Source organism: Gaoshiqia hydrogeniformans (genome assembly GCF_049347105.1).
Lineage (GTDB): Bacteria > Bacteroidota > Bacteroidia > Bacteroidales > Prolixibacteraceae > Gaoshiqia > Gaoshiqia hydrogeniformans.
Genome location: NZ_CP186334.1, coordinates 678,951 through 696,558 on the forward strand (window position 1 = coordinate 678,951; position 17,608 = coordinate 696,558).

General features: G+C 46.1%; 12 protein-coding genes. 8 read left to right on the plus strand and 4 right to left on the minus strand.

The features are described 5' to 3' along the window. Positions 1-40 precede the first annotated feature (40 nt). From ACOIT5_RS02830 to ACOIT5_RS02845, 4 genes are all read right to left on the minus strand, one after another. Entirely contained in the window at positions 41-1,822 is a 1,782-nt protein-coding gene (locus ACOIT5_RS02830; RefSeq protein WP_423128955.1) for a tetratricopeptide repeat protein, read from the minus strand. Between the two features lie 18 nt (positions 1,823-1,840). Continuing rightward, positions 1,841-3,397 carry an acyl-CoA dehydrogenase family protein gene (locus ACOIT5_RS02835; protein ID WP_423128956.1) on the minus strand — a complete coding sequence of 519 codons (1,557 nt, stop codon included), beginning with the start codon at positions 3,395-3,397 and terminating at the stop codon, positions 1,841-1,843. A gap of 161 nt (positions 3,398-3,558) precedes the next feature. Beyond that, positions 3,559-4,449 (minus strand): AraC family transcriptional regulator, encoded by an 891-nt coding sequence (locus tag ACOIT5_RS02840; RefSeq protein ID WP_423128957.1) that lies wholly within the window; start codon positions 4,447-4,449, stop codon positions 3,559-3,561. Between the two features lie 191 nt (positions 4,450-4,640). Next, positions 4,641-5,813: an IS4 family transposase gene (locus tag ACOIT5_RS02845; RefSeq protein WP_423126501.1), complete on the minus strand. Its 1,173-nt coding sequence runs from the start codon at positions 5,811-5,813 to the stop codon at positions 4,641-4,643. 134 nt (positions 5,814-5,947) lie between these two features. On the opposite strand from ACOIT5_RS02845, the gene ACOIT5_RS02850 reads away from it, so the two are divergent. The 8 genes from ACOIT5_RS02850 to ACOIT5_RS02885 all read left to right on the plus strand — a co-directional run bounded on the left by ACOIT5_RS02850 (position 5,948) and on the right by ACOIT5_RS02885 (position 17,298). Then, the gene (locus ACOIT5_RS02850; protein ID WP_423128958.1) at positions 5,948-6,550 is read left to right on the plus strand and encodes an RNA polymerase sigma factor; all 603 of its coding nucleotides are present in this window, start codon (positions 5,948-5,950) and stop codon (positions 6,548-6,550) included. An 88-nt stretch (positions 6,551-6,638) separates the two neighbouring features. Continuing rightward, complete coding sequence (locus tag ACOIT5_RS02855; protein ID WP_423128959.1) at positions 6,639-7,670, plus strand: FecR family protein; 1,032 nt, start codon at positions 6,639-6,641, stop codon at positions 7,668-7,670. Between the two features lie 230 nt (positions 7,671-7,900). Continuing rightward, complete coding sequence (locus ACOIT5_RS02860) at positions 7,901-11,227, plus strand: SusC/RagA family TonB-linked outer membrane protein (protein WP_423128960.1); 3,327 nt, start codon at positions 7,901-7,903, stop codon at positions 11,225-11,227. A gap of 21 nt (positions 11,228-11,248) precedes the next feature. After that, the gene (locus tag ACOIT5_RS02865; protein ID WP_423128961.1) at positions 11,249-13,132 is read left to right on the plus strand and encodes a RagB/SusD family nutrient uptake outer membrane protein; all 1,884 of its coding nucleotides are present in this window, start codon (positions 11,249-11,251) and stop codon (positions 13,130-13,132) included. Between the two features lie 203 nt (positions 13,133-13,335). Further along, entirely contained in the window at positions 13,336-14,586 is a 1,251-nt protein-coding gene (locus tag ACOIT5_RS02870; RefSeq protein ID WP_423128962.1) for a PmoA family protein, read from the plus strand. Positions 14,587-14,664: 78 nt separating this feature from the next. Then, positions 14,665-15,561 (plus strand): PmoA family protein, encoded by an 897-nt coding sequence (locus tag ACOIT5_RS02875; RefSeq protein WP_423128963.1) that lies wholly within the window; start codon positions 14,665-14,667, stop codon positions 15,559-15,561. A 93-nt stretch (positions 15,562-15,654) separates the two neighbouring features. Further along, positions 15,655-17,037, plus strand: coding sequence for a Gfo/Idh/MocA family protein (locus ACOIT5_RS02880; RefSeq protein WP_423128964.1), 1,383 nt, complete (start codon positions 15,655-15,657; stop codon positions 17,035-17,037). A 126-nt stretch (positions 17,038-17,163) separates the two neighbouring features. Next, positions 17,164-17,298, plus strand: a complete 135-nt coding sequence (locus ACOIT5_RS02885; RefSeq protein ID WP_423128965.1) for a hypothetical protein — start codon at positions 17,164-17,166, stop codon at positions 17,296-17,298. The last annotated feature ends 310 nt before the right edge of the window (positions 17,299-17,608 follow it).

The window sequence follows — 17,608 nt, forward strand, 5'->3', positions numbered from 1 at the left end:
AAGCGTAAGTTTATGACTTACATTGTGAGGCGGCGGCACCTTACGAAGTGATCCACGGAATCTCCCTTTCGGGTTTGTACGAACAAAGGGTACCTGTTTTTACAGCATTGGAAAGATGGGTTCCCAAAGTGGGATGATGCTGCTCGATGCGGGCAATGGCGTTGCGTATACGCCAGGTAACTGCCGCCCTGGCCTTTTCAACCGCCCCGCCTGTTTTTCGTGACTTGCCCCGGAGATTCAACGATCCTGACAAATGTTCGATCAGCAGGTCATACTCTTCCTGGAGTTTCTCCAGCCGGTCAAAATCGCTGTATTGTTCGGCTTCTTCGATTTCATTTTGAAGATTGAGAATTTTTTTCTGATACTGTTCCCGGGCCTTTTCATCAATCAGTTTTTCGCCGGAATCGTCCAAAATGCTTCCCATCAGTTCAGCACAATGAAACAAACGGCGGGGCTCGGCAAGCATTTTCTGAAGATCATAATAGCCTTTCATTTCCGGTATCTGTGTGGTGTAACCTTCAAATGAAAATTTCCAGATAGCGGAATCTTTTACGAAATAATAGGCGTTGACGCCTGGTTTTTCCGGCACAGACTTTTGTACGGGATATTTCTCAAAACTTCCGTTGCTGATGAATTGGAGAAATTCTTCGAGATTGGTTTTGTGCCGGTGCGGGTTCAGCTTCAGGATCCAACCGATCGCTTCCTGCTGCTCAAAGTCGCGGCCCTTGCTGATCAGTCGTTTGTAAGTATTCAGGAAAGCGTCCCAGTACATCTGCATTTTATCATACTGCTTCAGATAATAATATACAGCCGCACAATAAGCCTCCTGATCGGCGATCCCCGGTTTTCCGGAGGCATGTTGTTCGATAAACGAAGCGGCTTTTTCATACTCGCCCAGTTCGAAATACATCACTCCGCCCAGCCTGAAATGATTGCCGGTGTACATGGGGTGTAATTGCAGTCCTTTCTCATATAATTCCAGGGCCTCCCTGCTCAGTCCCAGGGAGACAAAATAGAGCGATATCGGGAAAAGCGTATCGGGATCGTTGGGGTTGAGTACCAGCGACCTTCTGAAATAATACCCGGCAGTGCTGTAAGAACCTTCGTACAAAAAAATCCGGCCCAGCACCATCGCAATGATATGATTCTGCTCATCCAGTTCGATGGCTTTTTGCGCCCATTCGTAAGCGCCCGTTTTACTCACGTCCCAACGGTCCCAAAGCTGGCAGGTCCATTCATTAAAATAAGATAACGACATACCCGTACAGGCCAGCGCATAATCGGGTTGAATTTCCAGGGCCTTTTGGAAATGCTCGCGGGCTTTCAGGTCGGCTTCCACCGATGCTTTTTTCAGTTCTTCCATCCCGTACAGGCAGTGTTCGTAAGCGTTGAATGCCACTTTCGGCCGACGCCTGATTTTCGAAAGCAGGTCGAGATCGATCTGTTGCTGCAACACGGCCACCACGCCTCTCAGCAGTTTGTCCTGTATTTTGCTGAGCCCGGCCAGTTTTCCCTCAATCCGGTCACCCCACACCAGGTACTGGCTGTCGCCATCAAAAAGTTGCACATGAACGAGCACCGTGTCGTTCTCACCCCGGAAACTACCCTGCACATAGTAACCTTCTTCTAGTGTGGCGGGCAATGTGGCGGGGTCTCCGTCCCAGGCAGCCCGCAAAAATTTGATCACCTGGAATTGCCTGAAACGGGATAGTTCCGTCATCAGATCGTCGCTGAAAGAGCGGCAAAATATGCCCAATTCCTTTCGCGGGGAAAGATCTTCGAAGGGAAAGACCGCCAGCGTGATGTGATGTTTATTTTGCATGAACAAACGGCCATTCTGCTATTTTGCCCCGGACATCGCCAGTTGCAGCCAGGAACTGTTCTCCGAATAATCTTCTACCACCCGGTCGTTTGAATTCTGACTGAAAGCGCTCATCAACTGTTGGATTTCCTGCTGAAGCATATTGATCCCGCCATCAATCAAATCGCGGCGGAAACCGTCATCAGCCAGTTTGTGAACCATATCCATCGAGATCACACGGCCAACCACCTGTCCCAGCTCCACCAGCTTCCGTTGAGGCAACTGCATGTTCAGATTAAAATTAAACAACCCTTTGAGCTCATCGGCCGAACGGTTGGTCAGCGGGTTTGTTTTCAGAAACTGGAAGAGGTTATTTTCTTTCAGCCGTTTCATCTGTTTCACAATCCCTTCCGAAATTTGCGCGTACAAAATGTCGTTCGATCCTTCAAATATCTGAAACGGACGACTGTCCGTGATCCCGCGACCGGCCACATGGCTCAGGCGGTAAGCTTTGGCGCCAATCAACTGGGTGAGCGATTGGGCTGTTTGCTGCATCAAATCGGTAACAACCGATTTTACAGCGTTGGCTTCGATACCTATTCCGGTCAGATCATTATCCAGCCCGGCCTTTTTCGCGCTGTTGGCGCACATGGCCGAACAAACCGTAAACGAAGCCTGCAACTTGGACAAACGTTCCTGTACCTGGTCGTAACTGAACAGGCTCTTTCCTCCAACCAAACGTTGTTTGCAATGATTTAATCCTTCATCCAGCATCCGCTGAATAAAGCCCATTCCCATCCCCGGGAACTGCATCCGGCTGCGATGAAGCAAATCCAGCATCATTTTCACACCTGTTGACTCGGGTTGCAACTTGTGCATTTTCGGGATTTTCACATCAATGTGGTTACGGCCATAAGGAATCTGGTAAAGACCAAGATTATCGTAAAATTCTTCCACCTTAATTCCCTGTTCCGGCTGGGTAACATCGCAAATAAAAAAGTCGATGTCGCGCTGAAGATCACCGTTCTGTGTCTGTTGACGCGCGGTCAGCAACCAGTATTCGGCCCAACCGGTTAAACCGGCCCAATGTTTTTTCCCTTGCAGCTGGTAATAATATTTTTCTTCGGTATATGATGTTTGCATGTTCAGCGCATCGCTGCCGTAATCGGGTTCGGTAATCATCAAACCGCCCATGTTTTTATCTTCCATAAAACGCTTAAAAATAGGCGCTTTCACCTCGTGATGGGCATACTTGGCAACAGGCTGTAAAAACAGGGCCGAGTTAATGCCAAAGGTCAGCGACAAGGCCAACGATTCGTATGAAGCAGCTTCCAGTAGAGCCAGGTTTTCGTGAATCAACGCGCCACGACCGCCAAATTCTTCGGGAATACCAATAGAAAGCGGATTGCTTTCCATGATTTCGCGTAAAACAAAAGGCGGAAGTCCGCGTTGTTGCGCATATTGATTAACATCACCGCGAAGGTGATAAACTTGTCTCATCTTGAGTTTCAGTTTCTCTAAAAACTGCTGAATTGGTTCCACCCGGTGAGATTGGCTCTTCACATTGAGCCTGTCATTTAAAATTAATTCTTCCATTCTTCAAAATCTGTTTCAGCAGGTAAAAATTACCTGTGCAAAAAACAATAACATTCACATTTCCTGTTTGTTCTCTGCCAGAGTTATTTAGAATGACGAAAATTATGTGTCGCAGACCATTTACGCAGGTTCAAGTCACCTTGCGTTGAAGCTCCCGCTGTTTAGACCAGCGGCTGAGTTTGATTGGCTTTATGAAACTGGTTACGGTAATTGACCGGCGTATAACCGGTTTTCTTTTTGAAACAACGGTTGAAGTTGGACAGGTTGTTGAAGCCGCTTTCAAAGCAAATCCAGGAGATCGTCTGATGTCCTTCGAGCAACAACCGGCAGGCATACCCGATGCGCATTTCATTTACAAATTCGATAACCGACTTGCCCGTTTTTTCTTTAAAATAGCGACAAAAAGCGCTGGTGTTCATGCCAATTTTACCGGCAATCCCATCCAGCCGAATGGGTTGAAGGTAATCTGAATTGATCAGGTGCATCACCTTATCCAGCCGGCTACCCGACCAATCCTGCAAATCGGGTGTGTAACTCTCGCTGGCCAGCTGTTTATAGGGAACGGCGCCCGACAGTTTTCCCAAAATTTTCATAAAATGCAGGATCCGGTCAAGCCCCTTGATTTTAAGCATCTTTCTCAGATCGGCATCCAGCGCCCTGCTCACTGTTTCACCAAAACTGACCCCACGCGCTGCCCGTTTCAACAACTCGCGGATCGAATAAAACTCGGCATAGGCATCAATTTGATGCTTAAAGAAATCGACCGGGAAATGAATCACGATGGCATTCACCCGGTAGTTTGGATCACCGGAAAAAAACAACTCGTCATTTTTCCAGAAATGCGGCAGATTGGGGGCAAGCAGCACCAGGTCGCCCTCCCTGAAATCTTCGACATGATCGGCAACAAACCTTTTCCCGAAGCTTTTGATGACATACACCAGTTCGTATTCGGCATGAAAATGCCAGGGGAAGGTAAAATGCGGAAAATCATCCCACTTCACCTGAATGGAATCCGGCCCGACAAAGGCCAGTTGTTCGTGCATAATTTTCATGGGCAGCCGGTTTTAGGAAAGCAAAAATAATACACGTACCGGTAAAGATATTATTAACAGCCATGTTTATAAACAGGAAATTATTTACTTATTTATGCTTTCTATTATATTTATCATCTCAATGAAGAACCCTGAATTTCTTCGATCGTTTGGTTAATGTGAGCCACTAGTGTCCAATAAATTTTCAATAACTAATACTTAAAGGCAAATTCAAGTTGAGCGGCTTGTTCATATATATCATCAATGTCCCCGGAGGTCAGGAAAAGATCTCTGATGTTCGTTTTGTCTGTCAGTACTCTACTGATCACGCGAAGCACATTGAATGTAGTCCTGCCCAACTGGCAGTCATGCTCGACGATGGCCACCAGACAGTATGTGATAACCGCAACATAAATTTGTATCCTCACGGCATTCTCGGTATTGCCCCAGAAGGATGTGACACGGAGATGTTGCTTTATCCACCGAAAAAACAGCTCCACCTGCCAGCGTTGCTTATACAGCATGGCGATGTCTTTGGCCTTGATGCTGACATTGTTGGTCAGGAAGGTGAACGTTCTTTTAAGGTCAGGAGCATAGTAAACGATCCTTCTCAACACGCAGGGATACTTCTTTTGGGTCTGGTAGCCGGTAAGGCGTATCGTCTGGTCAAGCAAAACGTTGTCCGCTCCATCCAAAAGCTCTTCACCATCAATAACTTCATACTTAAGGTGAGACTTCTGTCGGATGACAAACCAGGAACCGATCGTGTTGAATGTATGCAGCCTTGCGAGGTCATAATATCCCTTGTCAAAAATGTAGAACGCATACGGCTCATAGGGAATCTCATCCATCACATTCACGTCGTGAACTTTTGCTTCCGTAATATGAATGTAAGTCGGTATTTGGGTTACTACGTCAAAGAGTGTGTGAACTTTGATGCCACCCTTGTTCTTTCTAAAGTATGCCCACTTGAACAAGCTCAGGCAAAGATCTATCGTGGTGGAATCGAGCGCATAGAACTTTCCACGCAATTCGAATGGTCTGTTGATTCGCTTGCTTTGAGCAAGATTAATCATGAAAAAGGCAAACTCTTCAAATATCTTGTAGTCCCGGTTCATATTGGCATAGGAAAGATTGCTCAGTTTAATCTCTCCGGTGCCAAATCCGAGATGGTAGCTCTTGCTTTTGATAGCGTCAATTATGCACGCGACCTCTCTGAGGCTGTCACACGAGGCCAATTGCCCATACATCATGACGAGCAATTGGTTCCAGCAGGTGAATGTCTTCACCCATTTGTCTCCGTTATGTCGCTTAACAATCATATCAAAAACTCTCTTTGGCAGGAACTCTACCAGTTGACTGAATACATATTTGCCGCTGTTCATATTTGCCCGGGTTTATTTCCAGGCTGCAAGATGCGAAATGAATTCAAATCGACACGTGGATTATTTGCTTTTAATTGACTATATTATAATAACTTACAAAGGTTTCTAAAAAAATCTTTTGGACACTAGTGAATGTGAGCATAGAAAAAAACAATATCCATGAGAAAGAAATCCTGCAATCGTTGCGGGAAGGAGAAATCTATGCTTTTGATTATTTATTTGAAAAATATTCAAACGAGCTGTTCCGCTTCTCATACAAAATTTTAAAATCACGGTCCGAGGCCGAAGAAATTGTCCAACTGGTATTTTTGAAAGTCTGGGAGAACCGGAAACGCATTGACCCGCAGCAAAAATTTAGTGCATACCTTTTCACCATCGCGTTAAACAACATTCGGAAATCGTTTCTGACCAAAGCGAAAGAAAATCAGTTTAAAGTTGAGTTTTACGATATGTTGTCCGAACAATCAGAAGAAGATCAAAAAGACTTTTCGCGGTATCTTCAGATTCTCGACCAGCAAATCGAAATGCTTCCTGAAAAAAGGAAAGAGATTTTTTTGCTTCACAAAAAAGAAGGGCTTACCGTGAATGAAGTGGCAGATTACCTGAATTTATCGCCAAAGACGGTTGAAAATCAAATCACAGCGGCGATCAAATCATTACGTGATGCCTTCTATAACAAAAATATCAAAAACCTGATCCTGCTTACAATCAGGAACATATCCCTCAAATTTTCATAAAATTCCCGTTCGGGTAAAAAAAAATCATCCGTTGAATAGGGGGCTAAGTTTTTTTTTTGATACTGCTTACAGAAGAAGTATAAAAAACATGACCAAAAACGCTCATCAGGCATTCAGAAATTTCCTGGATAACAGCTATTCCAAAGCCGATTACCTGGAAGTTCTGCGACTATTTGAAAGCGGGGACGAATTTAAGGATCTGAGCGGGATCTTAAAAGAACACTGGAATAATAAAGAGGGTGATTCTTTATCGGAAGAAAGCTGTAAAAAATTGCAGCGTCGTGTCCGGGAAGAGGTTCTGCTCAGGAAATACCGGGAAAAAAGAAGGTTTGTCAACCGGTTCGCGAGCTCGTTCAGCCGTGTTGCGGCAATCTTACTCCTTCCCCTGTTCCTTGTTTCAGCCTATTTTTTTATTCAGTGGAAAGGATTGGCATCCGGCCAGGAGGTGTATGCCGAGATCTATTGCCCTCCCGGTACCCGCACAAAATTCAATCTACCTGACGGCACCACCGGCTGGCTGAACAGCTATTCGCGCCTCAAATACCCCGTTCAGTTCGCCAACAACCGGCACATTGAATTATCGGGCGAGGCCTGGTTCGATGTCAAAAAAGATCCGAAATCGCCTTTTGTTGTTCATGCCGACGGGATTGAAGTGGAAGCCCTGGGAACCCAATTCAATGTTTTGGCTTACCCCTTTTGGCCCAAAGTTGAAGTATCGCTCGAAGAAGGCTCCGTACAGGTTACCTGGGAAAAGTTCAGGGTAGATGAAACTCTGGTTCCCAATCAACGCCTGGTGATGGACAAAGTGAGAAACTCGTCGGACATTTATTCGGGCGACACCAATTTTTTCACCTCTTGGAAAGATGGTCTTCTCGTTTTCCGGAATACGCCCTTGTTTGAAGTGGCCGCCCGTCTGAGCCTCTGGTATAACACCGACATCATCCTTCAGGACCGGGCCCTGGAGATCATCCCCTTTCGGGCCACTTTTAAAAATGAATCCCTGGAACGGGTCCTTTCCCTCTTGTCTATGTCTGTTCCGATAAGCTATCAAATTATTGAACCTAAAACTACAAACGGAATTTATGAGAAACAAAAAGTAATTATCAGCTACAAAAATTAAAAAACGGGGCAGCGCTGGTACCGCTGTCCCGTCATAATTAACATTTAAACTGATGTCTAACCAGTTAAACATTTGAATTTATGAAAAAAAACTCAACATGCAAGGCTATGCTCCATAGTCTTAAAAAAAAGTTACGAATTATGCGTTTGACTTTATTTATTCTATTGGTCTGTGTTTCCCAGATCTTCGCGACCGACCTCTACTCTCAACAAACAAAGTTAAATCTAAACATGTCAAACACCAGCCTGGGTAAAGTGCTTGACGAGATTGAAAATCAATCGGAGTTCTATTTTCTGTTCAACCAGAATTTAATTGACATGAGCCGGAAGGTGAGCGTTTCGGTGAAAGATAAGAATATCGAACAGGTTCTCGATGCCGTGCTCGAAGGGACTGCAGTTCGTTATGTAATCAGTGATCGTCAAATCATTTTAACCGTTGACAATGCCAATGATTTTTTCGCAACCAGTCAACAAAGAAAAATTAGCGGTAGGGTAACTGAGAGTAATGGACAACCCCTGATCGGAGTTACTGTTGTTTTAAAAAATACGACTCAGGGTACGATTACAGATTTGGATGGAAAATTTCAACTGGATGTACCTGTCGGCGCCGAATACCTGGTATTCTCCTTTATCGGGATGAAAACCGTCGAAGAATCAATTATGAACAGGACTGTTGTGAATATCACCCTTGAGCCTGATCTGATTGGTCTCGAAGAAGTTGTCGCCATTGGTTACGGAACCATGAAAAAAAGTGATCTCACGGGCTCTGTTTCTTCAGTAAAAGCGGAGCAATTGGCAAACGAAAAACCGCAATCTGTACAGGATTTGTTACGTGGAAATATTGCAGGTCTTCAGGTTGGTTTTGAAACCAATGCCAAAGGCGGAGGTAGCTTCGAAATCAGGGGCGACAATACGCTTAAAGCCGGTTCAAGCCCCTTAATTGTTTTAGATGGTGTTATTTACCAGGGAGGGGTAGAAGATATAAACCCCAACGACATTGAAACGATTGATGTGTTAAAAGATGCTTCTTCCGCAGCTGTTTACGGAGCGCGTTCAGCAAATGGTGTCATTCTCATTACCACCAAAAAGGGTAAAAAAGGGAAACCTGTGATCAATATTAATTCCAGTTTCGGTCTGGCCACCATGGCCACCATGCAAGACGTTTACAAACCGCACGAATTTCTGGAATGGCGAACTCAGGTGATGAAATCATTAAACATGTATTCCAGTAATGCCAATGTAAGGGATAAATTATACAAGTTCGAAAATCCGGAAAAACTCCAGGATGGCGTCACCGAAGAAATGTGGCGGGACGGTGCTTCTGGTGATTTGACTGACATCTGGCTTGCCCGGATCGGGCTGCTCCCGGTTGAAATTGCCAATTACAAAGCTGGTAATTCAGTCGACTGGGCCGATATGGTCTTCCAAAACGGCTTACGTCAGGATCATAATATTTCTCTCTCAGGACAAAAAGAAGACATTACGTATTATGTTTCTATGGGATATAATAATAATGAAGGAGTCATTGTGGGGGATGGTTATCAGACGATCCGCAGCCGGATTAATCTGGATGCAAAAGTAACCGATTGGCTGTCGGTAGGAATAAACACTCAATTTTCAAACCGTGATGAAAGTAAAATGAACCGCCGGAACAGCGATGGATCCAATCCTGATCCAACCATCCAGGCAGATTGGGGAAAAATAATCAACAATTCTCCCTGGGGAGCTATTTACATGGACGATGGTGTCACACTGCGAATCAGTCCTGTCGACGATCTTGGACGCGGCGCCAAACATCCGTTATACGATATGCAATTCCAGGAAAGGCGTCGTATTTACAACACATTGATTAGCACGCTCTATGCCCAAATCAAACTGCCATTCAATATTTCCTATCAAATGAATTTTGCCCCGCGCTTTGAGTGGTACGAATTCATGAATCACCAGTCGGCCCTCCACGAAGAATGGGGAAAATTTGGAGGACAGGCCAAACGCCTTCAAAATAAAGTCTACAGCTGGCAAATCGACAACCTGATCAAATGGAACCGTACTTTCAACAGTATTCATAAATTCGATGTTACTTTGCTGATCAATGCAGAAAAGCTGCAAAGCTGGGAAAATTATATGTCGGCCCAGGATTTTCTGCCAACTGATGCCCTTGGTTTCCACCGTATGCAGGCGGGAGCCGGCACCTCATTTCAAATAACCAGCAACGATGAATACGAAACAGGCAATGCACTGATGGGCAGGTTATTCTACTCATTAAAGGACCGGTACATGTTAACGCTCACCATGCGCCGGGACGGTTTTTCCGCATTCGGAGAAAACCATCCGTATGGCTACTTCCCGTCAGCGGCGTTGGGATGGGTATTTACCGATGAAGGAATGTTTACGAATAAATTTCTTACTTACGGAAAACTTCGTTTATCGTGGGGAAGCAACGGAAACCGGGCTATCGGCCGTTACGACGGACTGTCGGACATGACTACCGGGAAATATCCTTATCAAACCGGCTCGGGAACAGTTTACGAGGGGACACAATTATATGTCAATCGCATGGCTAATCCCGACTTGAAATGGGAACAAACCGAATCACTGAACTTCGGTCTGGATTACTCCATTCTGGATGGAATATTTGACGGCTCGTTTGAATACTATATTGCTCAAACCAAAGATGTACTGGTCGACCGTGCCCTACCCGATATTTTAGGGTTCAGCTCTGTTGCAACAAACCTGGGAAAAGTAAAAAATCATGGGGTCGAAATTGTTCTAAATTCCCGCATTATAAAACGCCAGAATTTTAGCTGGAATGCCAACGTCAATTTCACGCTTAACAGAAATGAAATTGTCAGTTTATATGGCGACATGGTTGACGTCCTCAACATTGACGGCAATGTCATTGGACAAAAAAAGGCTGATGATTACACCAATAACTGGTTTATAGGCAAACCCATTGATGTGATTTGGCAACCCCGGATTGTCGGCGTATGGCAGGTGGGTGAAGAAACCCAGGCTGCCCGGTATGGGCAGTTCCCTGGCGACTTTAAGTTAAAAGATGTAAATGATGATGGCGTTATCAATAACCTGGATAAAGAATTTCTGGGGTATAAAGAACCACGTTTCCGATGGAATATGCGTCATGAATTCAGCTTTTTAAAACATTTTAATGCTTCCTTCATGCTCTATTCGTACTGGGGACACAAAGGAACCATGAATTCAGCAAAAAACCGGGACAGTTTCCCGGAAAGAGTCAATTCTTATAAGCTTCCTTTCTGGACACCGGATACTCCGCATAACAATTATGCCCGCATTTATTCAGCCGAAGGCGGCGCTGTGTTTGATGTTTGGAGAGACCGATCATTTATTCGTCTTGACAATATTTCTCTCGCATACAATGTACCTTCTTCTTTCTTGAACAGGATACAAATACAGAATCTGAAAGTATACGGCACAATCCGAAACGTAAGCTGGTGGGCGCCAAAATGGGAATTTTGGGATCCGGAAAACAGCGGGCCTAACCCGCGCTATTTCACCTTAGGAGTTAACTTAACACTTTAATTATCACAAAATATGACGATTATGAAAACAAAACATATCTATTTCCCTTACCGCCTACTGCTTTTTGTTTCGTTTTTGTTCGGAACAATTGGCTGCGACGAAGATTGGCTCGATCCTAAACCTTTGTCTTTCTTTGCCCCTGAAAATGCATTGATTGATGCCAGGGGAATGTATGCGGCTCTCACGGCATGTGAACGAAACATGCGCTATGAATGGTATGGCGACGGAGCACCCATTATTACCGAACTTGTTTTTTCCGAAGTTTGTGTGGAAGGTACAACAGATAAACCCGGACCGGCCCAAAACCTGAATATCCAGATCACGCCGACTTCACAATTAAACCATACCGACTACAATAAAATCGGCTGGTACTGGTACGAAGGTTATAAAGGGATCAAATATGCCAATGTAGTGATTAACCGCATTGATGATGCAACGTACAAAGACGAAGCCGAGCGGAACGCTGTATTGGGCTCAGCCTATTTCCACAGGGCATTCCGTTATTACCGCCTGACCCAGCAATTCGGAGATGTTCCGTTTATTGGGAGGGAAATCAAAGAACCAAAACTTGATTTTTACTCGACAAAAAGGGAAGTGATTCTGAAAAAAATACAAAAAGACATGGAATTCGCTGCCCAATGGTGTTCCGACAATGTGGACAGGGGGAGGGTAACCAAAGGCGCAGCAGTCCATTTGCTGACAAAAATAAACCTGGCGTTGGGAGAATTTGATAAGGCCATCACTTCAGCCTCCTCAGTGATTGACGGGGGTGTTTATAGTTTGATGACCCAGCCATTTGGCAGTGTACCAAAAGAAGATGGCACTTACCTGACGAACATGGGTATTGTGCGCGATGATGTCGTTTCGCGCCTTCACTGGTGGCAGAATAAGCCAATTGCAGCCAATAAAGAAGTCCTTTTCATGGTATTATCGAGAGAGGAACTTGTCGATTCAAGGCTCGACTTGCAAGTGATGCGTCAGGTCGTTCCTTTTTGGGGCGTATCCAATTCAAACATGCTCTACACGCCCGATGGCTTTGGCCCCGGCACTTCGGATCTTGCCAACCAGGAAATCAGGCTGGTTGAAACTTTTGGCCGGGGTATCGGAAGGGCCCGTGGCACTTCTTATCACACAAAAAAAATATGGGATGACTCCAACGATCTGAGGCACAAAAGATATAACTGGATGAATATGGAAGACCTGGTTTACAATCACGCCAACCTAAAAGGCAAAAGCGCTTATTATAACAAACCTTTGCAACTTTACAGGGAAAACGGGCAAATTGCAACTACTGACACCATCCGAAACTGGTTTGGCTGGCCACATTATAAAATTTATAACCCTGACCCACGCCGCACCCAACCACAGGGTGGATCATACGACTGGTATGTTTTTCGCCTGGCAGAAACCTATTTATTACGTGCTGAAGCTTATTGGTGGAAAGGGGAAACGGCGCTGGCCATGGCCGATGTTAATGCCGTCAGAACCCGGGCAGGATGTGCGCCTTATACAGATGTATCAGTTTTTGATATCGGAACAATTTTGGATGAACGCGCCCGTGAACTTTTTTGGGAAGAACCGCGAAAAACGGAATTATCCAGAATGGCATTCCTTTTTGCCCAAACCGGAAAGTCGTATCACGAAAATTCATATACCGTAGCTGATTTCGGCACCAAAAACTTCTTTTACGATCGGGTAATGGAGCACACCGATTTCTATAATAAAAATGTAAAAGCAAACAACGGACAAGAATATACCATGAGTCCTCATCATGTCCTGTGGCCTATTCCCCAAGCAGCTATCAGCACCAATACCAAAGGCGTTTTGAACCAAAACTATGGTTACGACGGCTATGAGAAAAATGAAGAACCCTTGAATTCGATCCCGGAGGAAGATGACCTTTAAACATCTGATAAACTCGCTGTAATACAACTCCAACCTGATAGCTCAAATAAAAATACAGGTTGGAGTTCTTTGTCTTATAATTATTCTACGCACTCATCATTTTGCAATGATCATACAGGCACCTGCAAAAATAATACTGGCATCAGTCTGTTGTTTGCAGTATCTTTGAAGAAGAGCTAATAACCATTAAGATAGTTCATTCAATGAGATATTTTCTATTTGTTTTTTGTTTGCTCACGGTGTCGAATATTTTCGCCCAGCAAGAAATCCGTTTAAAAGTCCTTGCCGGTGATTACAACCGCCGCGATTGCCCCGTGAGCGTCGATCTTTCAACGACCGGTTTGGAGCTGAACAATGCCTCTTTTCAACTCTTCCTGATCGACGGAAAAAAGGAAACCCCGGTTGCCAGTCAGCTCGAAGAAAAAAATACCAGCCGGCTATGGTTCATCCTGGATGGTGAACTGAAAAAAGGCGAAAGCCGCGACTATGTCCTGCGGGCTGGCGACGCTGTTTCATCCGTCGCGCCCATTCGCCTGAAAAAGAATCACCGGGGCTTACAACTTCTTTCCGGTGAACAACCCATTCTGAATTACCAGTTCAACGAAATTTATCCACCCGAAGGGGTTGACCCCTTGTTCAAACGTTCCGGTTTTATCCATCCGTTGTGGTCGCCGGGTGGCGAGGTGCTGACGCGCATCCAGGCGCCCGACCATTACCATCATTACGGCATTTGGGGTCCGTGGACCAAAACCCACATCAAAGGGCGCGAAGTCGATTTCTGGAACCTGATGAAAGGCGAAGGCACGGTGCGTTTTGCCAACTTTATAGCTGAAGTGGAAGGTCCCGTTTTCACCGGGTTCGATGCCTTGCAGGAACATATTGACTTTGGCGCGAAAGGCGAAGACCAATTGGCCCTGAGCGAACTGCTGCAAGTAAATGCCTGGAACATTGTTTCCAACGCAAAGGTTTGGTTGGTTGATTACACCAGCCTGCTGAACTGCCCGCTCGATTCGGGCATCCTGCTGGATGCTTACCGTTACGGCGGTGGCATTGGCTTCCGGGCCACCGAAAAATGGACCAAAGACAACAGTTCCGTCCTCACTTCCGAAGGCAACGACCGCCTCACTGCCGATGGCACCAAAGCGCGCTGGTGTATTGTTGAGGGCAAATCAGTGCCGGGGCGGAGCGGCATTTTATTTATGGGGCACCCTTCGAACCGCGAATTCCCCGAACCCATGCGCGTTTGGCCCATCGATGCCAACGGGGGCAGAGGCGATGTGTATTTTCAGTTTTGCCCCATCCGCCACAACGACTGGGTAATTGAAAAGGGCAAAACCTACTCGCAAAAGTACCGTTTGCTGTTATTTGACGGCGAATTGTCAGTTGCGCAGGCCGAACAATATTGGCAGGATTTTGCCTGGCCGCCTGTTGTGGAAATAGTAAAAAAGAAATGAAGACAAAAGGAATGCGGCAATATTTCTCCGTGTCTTTGAGTCTTTGTGTTTAAAAATGAAATCTATCAATCCAAAAAAATGAAACAAACTATCGTCAGTATTCTCTTGCTCACAATCATCTTTGTCCTGCCGGGCAGGGCGCAGTCAAAAGTAACTGCGGTCAAACACCAATCGAAGATCGATATCAGCATCAACAACAACCTGTTCATTTCCTATATTTTTTCTGAAGAAGAAAAATACCCGTTTTTTTACCCGGTGAACGGCCCTTCGGGAGCCAGTGTCACGTCTATGCGCAACGGCAATTACCCGCACCACAGTTCGCTGTTTTTTGGTTGCGACAAAGTGAACGGCGGCAATTACTGGCAGGAAGGCATTGAACGCGGCCAGATTGTTTCGCTGCATGCCGAAATCACCGAGTCGGGTGGCGACCGGGTGGTAATTACCGACGAATGTATCTGGAAACGGCCGGGGGCTTCGGCACCCATTAAAGACACGCGTGTAATTACCGTTACGGCGCCTTCCAAAGAAATAGTTCAACTTGATTTTGAAATCACGATGGAAATGTTGCTGGACGTGGTGATCGAAAAAACCAACCACTCGTTGTTCAGCGGGCGTATGGATCCGGATTTGGCAGTGATCAACGGCGGAACGATGATCAATGCCGAAGGTGAACAAGGAGAAAAAGCCACCTTCGGAAAAGCTTCGCCCTGGATGGATTGTTACGGCAAACGCGGCGACAAAGTGGAAGGTTTGGCCATTTTACAGCACCCTTCAAACAAATGGTTCCCATCGCCCTGGTTTACGCGCGACTATGGTTTCTTTTCGCCAACACCCATGTACTGGCCCGAAAACGACAAAGAAACCACACTGAAAAAAGGAGAACAAATCAGGCTGAAATACCGCGTGCTGGTTCATGCCGGCTCGCACGAGGCAGCAGAAATTGCTGAAAGATTTAAAGAATATGGGAAAGAATGAAAAAATATCCAATACGGAATAATCAATTTTCAATGTAGAACACACAACCCTAAACTCGAAACTCATAACTCGAAACTCAAAACTCTAGATATCATGGAAAGAAGGAATTTTATCAGGAAATCAGCTATCGGAACTGCCGGTGCGATCATCATCCCAACCATTGTCCCGTCGTCGGTCTTTGGAAAAAACGCTCCCAGCAATAAAATACAGATTGCCCAGATTGGCTGCGGCCGAATTGCCCGCGACCACGACATGCCCTGCACCATGCAACACGATGTGGCCCGGATGATTGCTGTTTGCGACGTGGATAAAAACCGCCTGGCTGACGGCAAAAAGCTGGTTGAAGATTATTACGCAAAAAAGCTGGGCCAAAAATACATGGACGTGAAAATGTATGACGATTACCGCGAAATGCTCCTGAACAAAGACATTGATGCGGTGATCATCAGCACGCCCGACCACTGGCATTCGCAACCGGCTATTGAAGCCGCCCTGGCAGGAAAAGATATCTACCTGCAAAAGCCAACTTCGCTCACCATTGAAGAAGGCCGCCAGTTGAGCGACATCGTTCAAAAGCAAAAAGTGATTTTGCAGGTGGGTACGCAGCAACGTTCGTCGCCTCAGTTCCGCATCGCCGCCGAGCTGGTTCGCAACGGGCGGATCGGCAAACTGCACACGGTAAAAATCGGGCTGCCGGGCGACCCGTCCGGCCCCGAAGCGCCTGAGATGCCGGTACCCAAAGAATTGAATTACGACATGTGGCTGGGCTCCACTCCCTACGTCCCCTACACCGAAATCGGCGTTCATCCGCAAAAAGGTTACGACCGCCCGGGATGGCTGCGTAAAGAACAATACGGGGCCGGCATGATCACCGGTTGGGGGCAGCACCACTTCGATTCAGCCGCCTGGGGAATGGATACCGAGCTGACCGGGCCCATTTCGGTGGAAGCAGTTGCCGAGTTCCCGAAATCCGGGTTCTGGGATGTGCATGGCGACTTTATGGTGAAAGCCGAATATGCCAATGGCATCACCATGTTTACCTCGGGAGGTTATCCCAACGGAATTCGTTACGAAGGTACCGATGGCTGGATCTTCGTGTCACGCGGCAGTTATGTGGCTTCGGCCAGCGACCCGGTTTCAAAAGAAAAGAGTGCCAAAGCGCTGGATGCCAGCAACCGCAGCATTCTGGAATCGAAAATCGGCGAAAATGAAATCCACCTGTACGTGAGCGACGAACAACACGGCAACTGGCTCGATTGTATTCAAAGCCGCAAAGATCCGATTTCGCCTGTGGAAATCGGGCACCGCGCCTGTTCCGTTTGCCTGATCAGTCACGTGGCGATGAAACTGTCGCGAAAACTGGAATGGGACCCTAAAACCGAAAAGTTTAAAAACGACGATGAGGCAAACACCTTCCTCAGCCGCCCGCAACGGGCTCCCTACGGAACCAACCAGGTATTAAAAGGATTGAAATAGATTGAAGAAGATTGAGATAGATTGAAAACTTTATGTTTTTACGAAACGGCGGGCAGCCTATGCGTGAAGCGGGGAAAAATACAGAATGAAGAAAACCCGTTAATAGCTGCCTACAAATCGGATGCTGTGGAAAAAAAATTTCCACAGCAGGAAATTTCCCAGCCTTCATCTGGCCTTTGGAACTGGCCCGAAAGGGAAAAGAAAAAGACAGGTGGCGGGAAACTGACCCTGAAAGGGTCAAAGGTGAATAGTCCGGGGTAAACGAGTGTAGCGAGTGCCACCCCGGGAGATTAAATGTCCGTAAACCTCCCGGCGCATCCAACGACATGGAGGAAAGAGCCGGAGTTTCATGCGCCGTAGCAGTGAACGCGGAATGAAGAACGACCTGTCAGCACCCGGCAGATGGCGAACTTGGCAGCAGCACATCACGATCTTGAAAAATGATGCGCATGATTTTAGAATTTCATAAGCATCATTTTTAAAATCATAAGCATCGTTTTGGGAAACGATCTGCACCATTTCAGAAAGACAAAAAGTTAAAAAAAAATCATAGCAAAGGCCTTTGACGCGA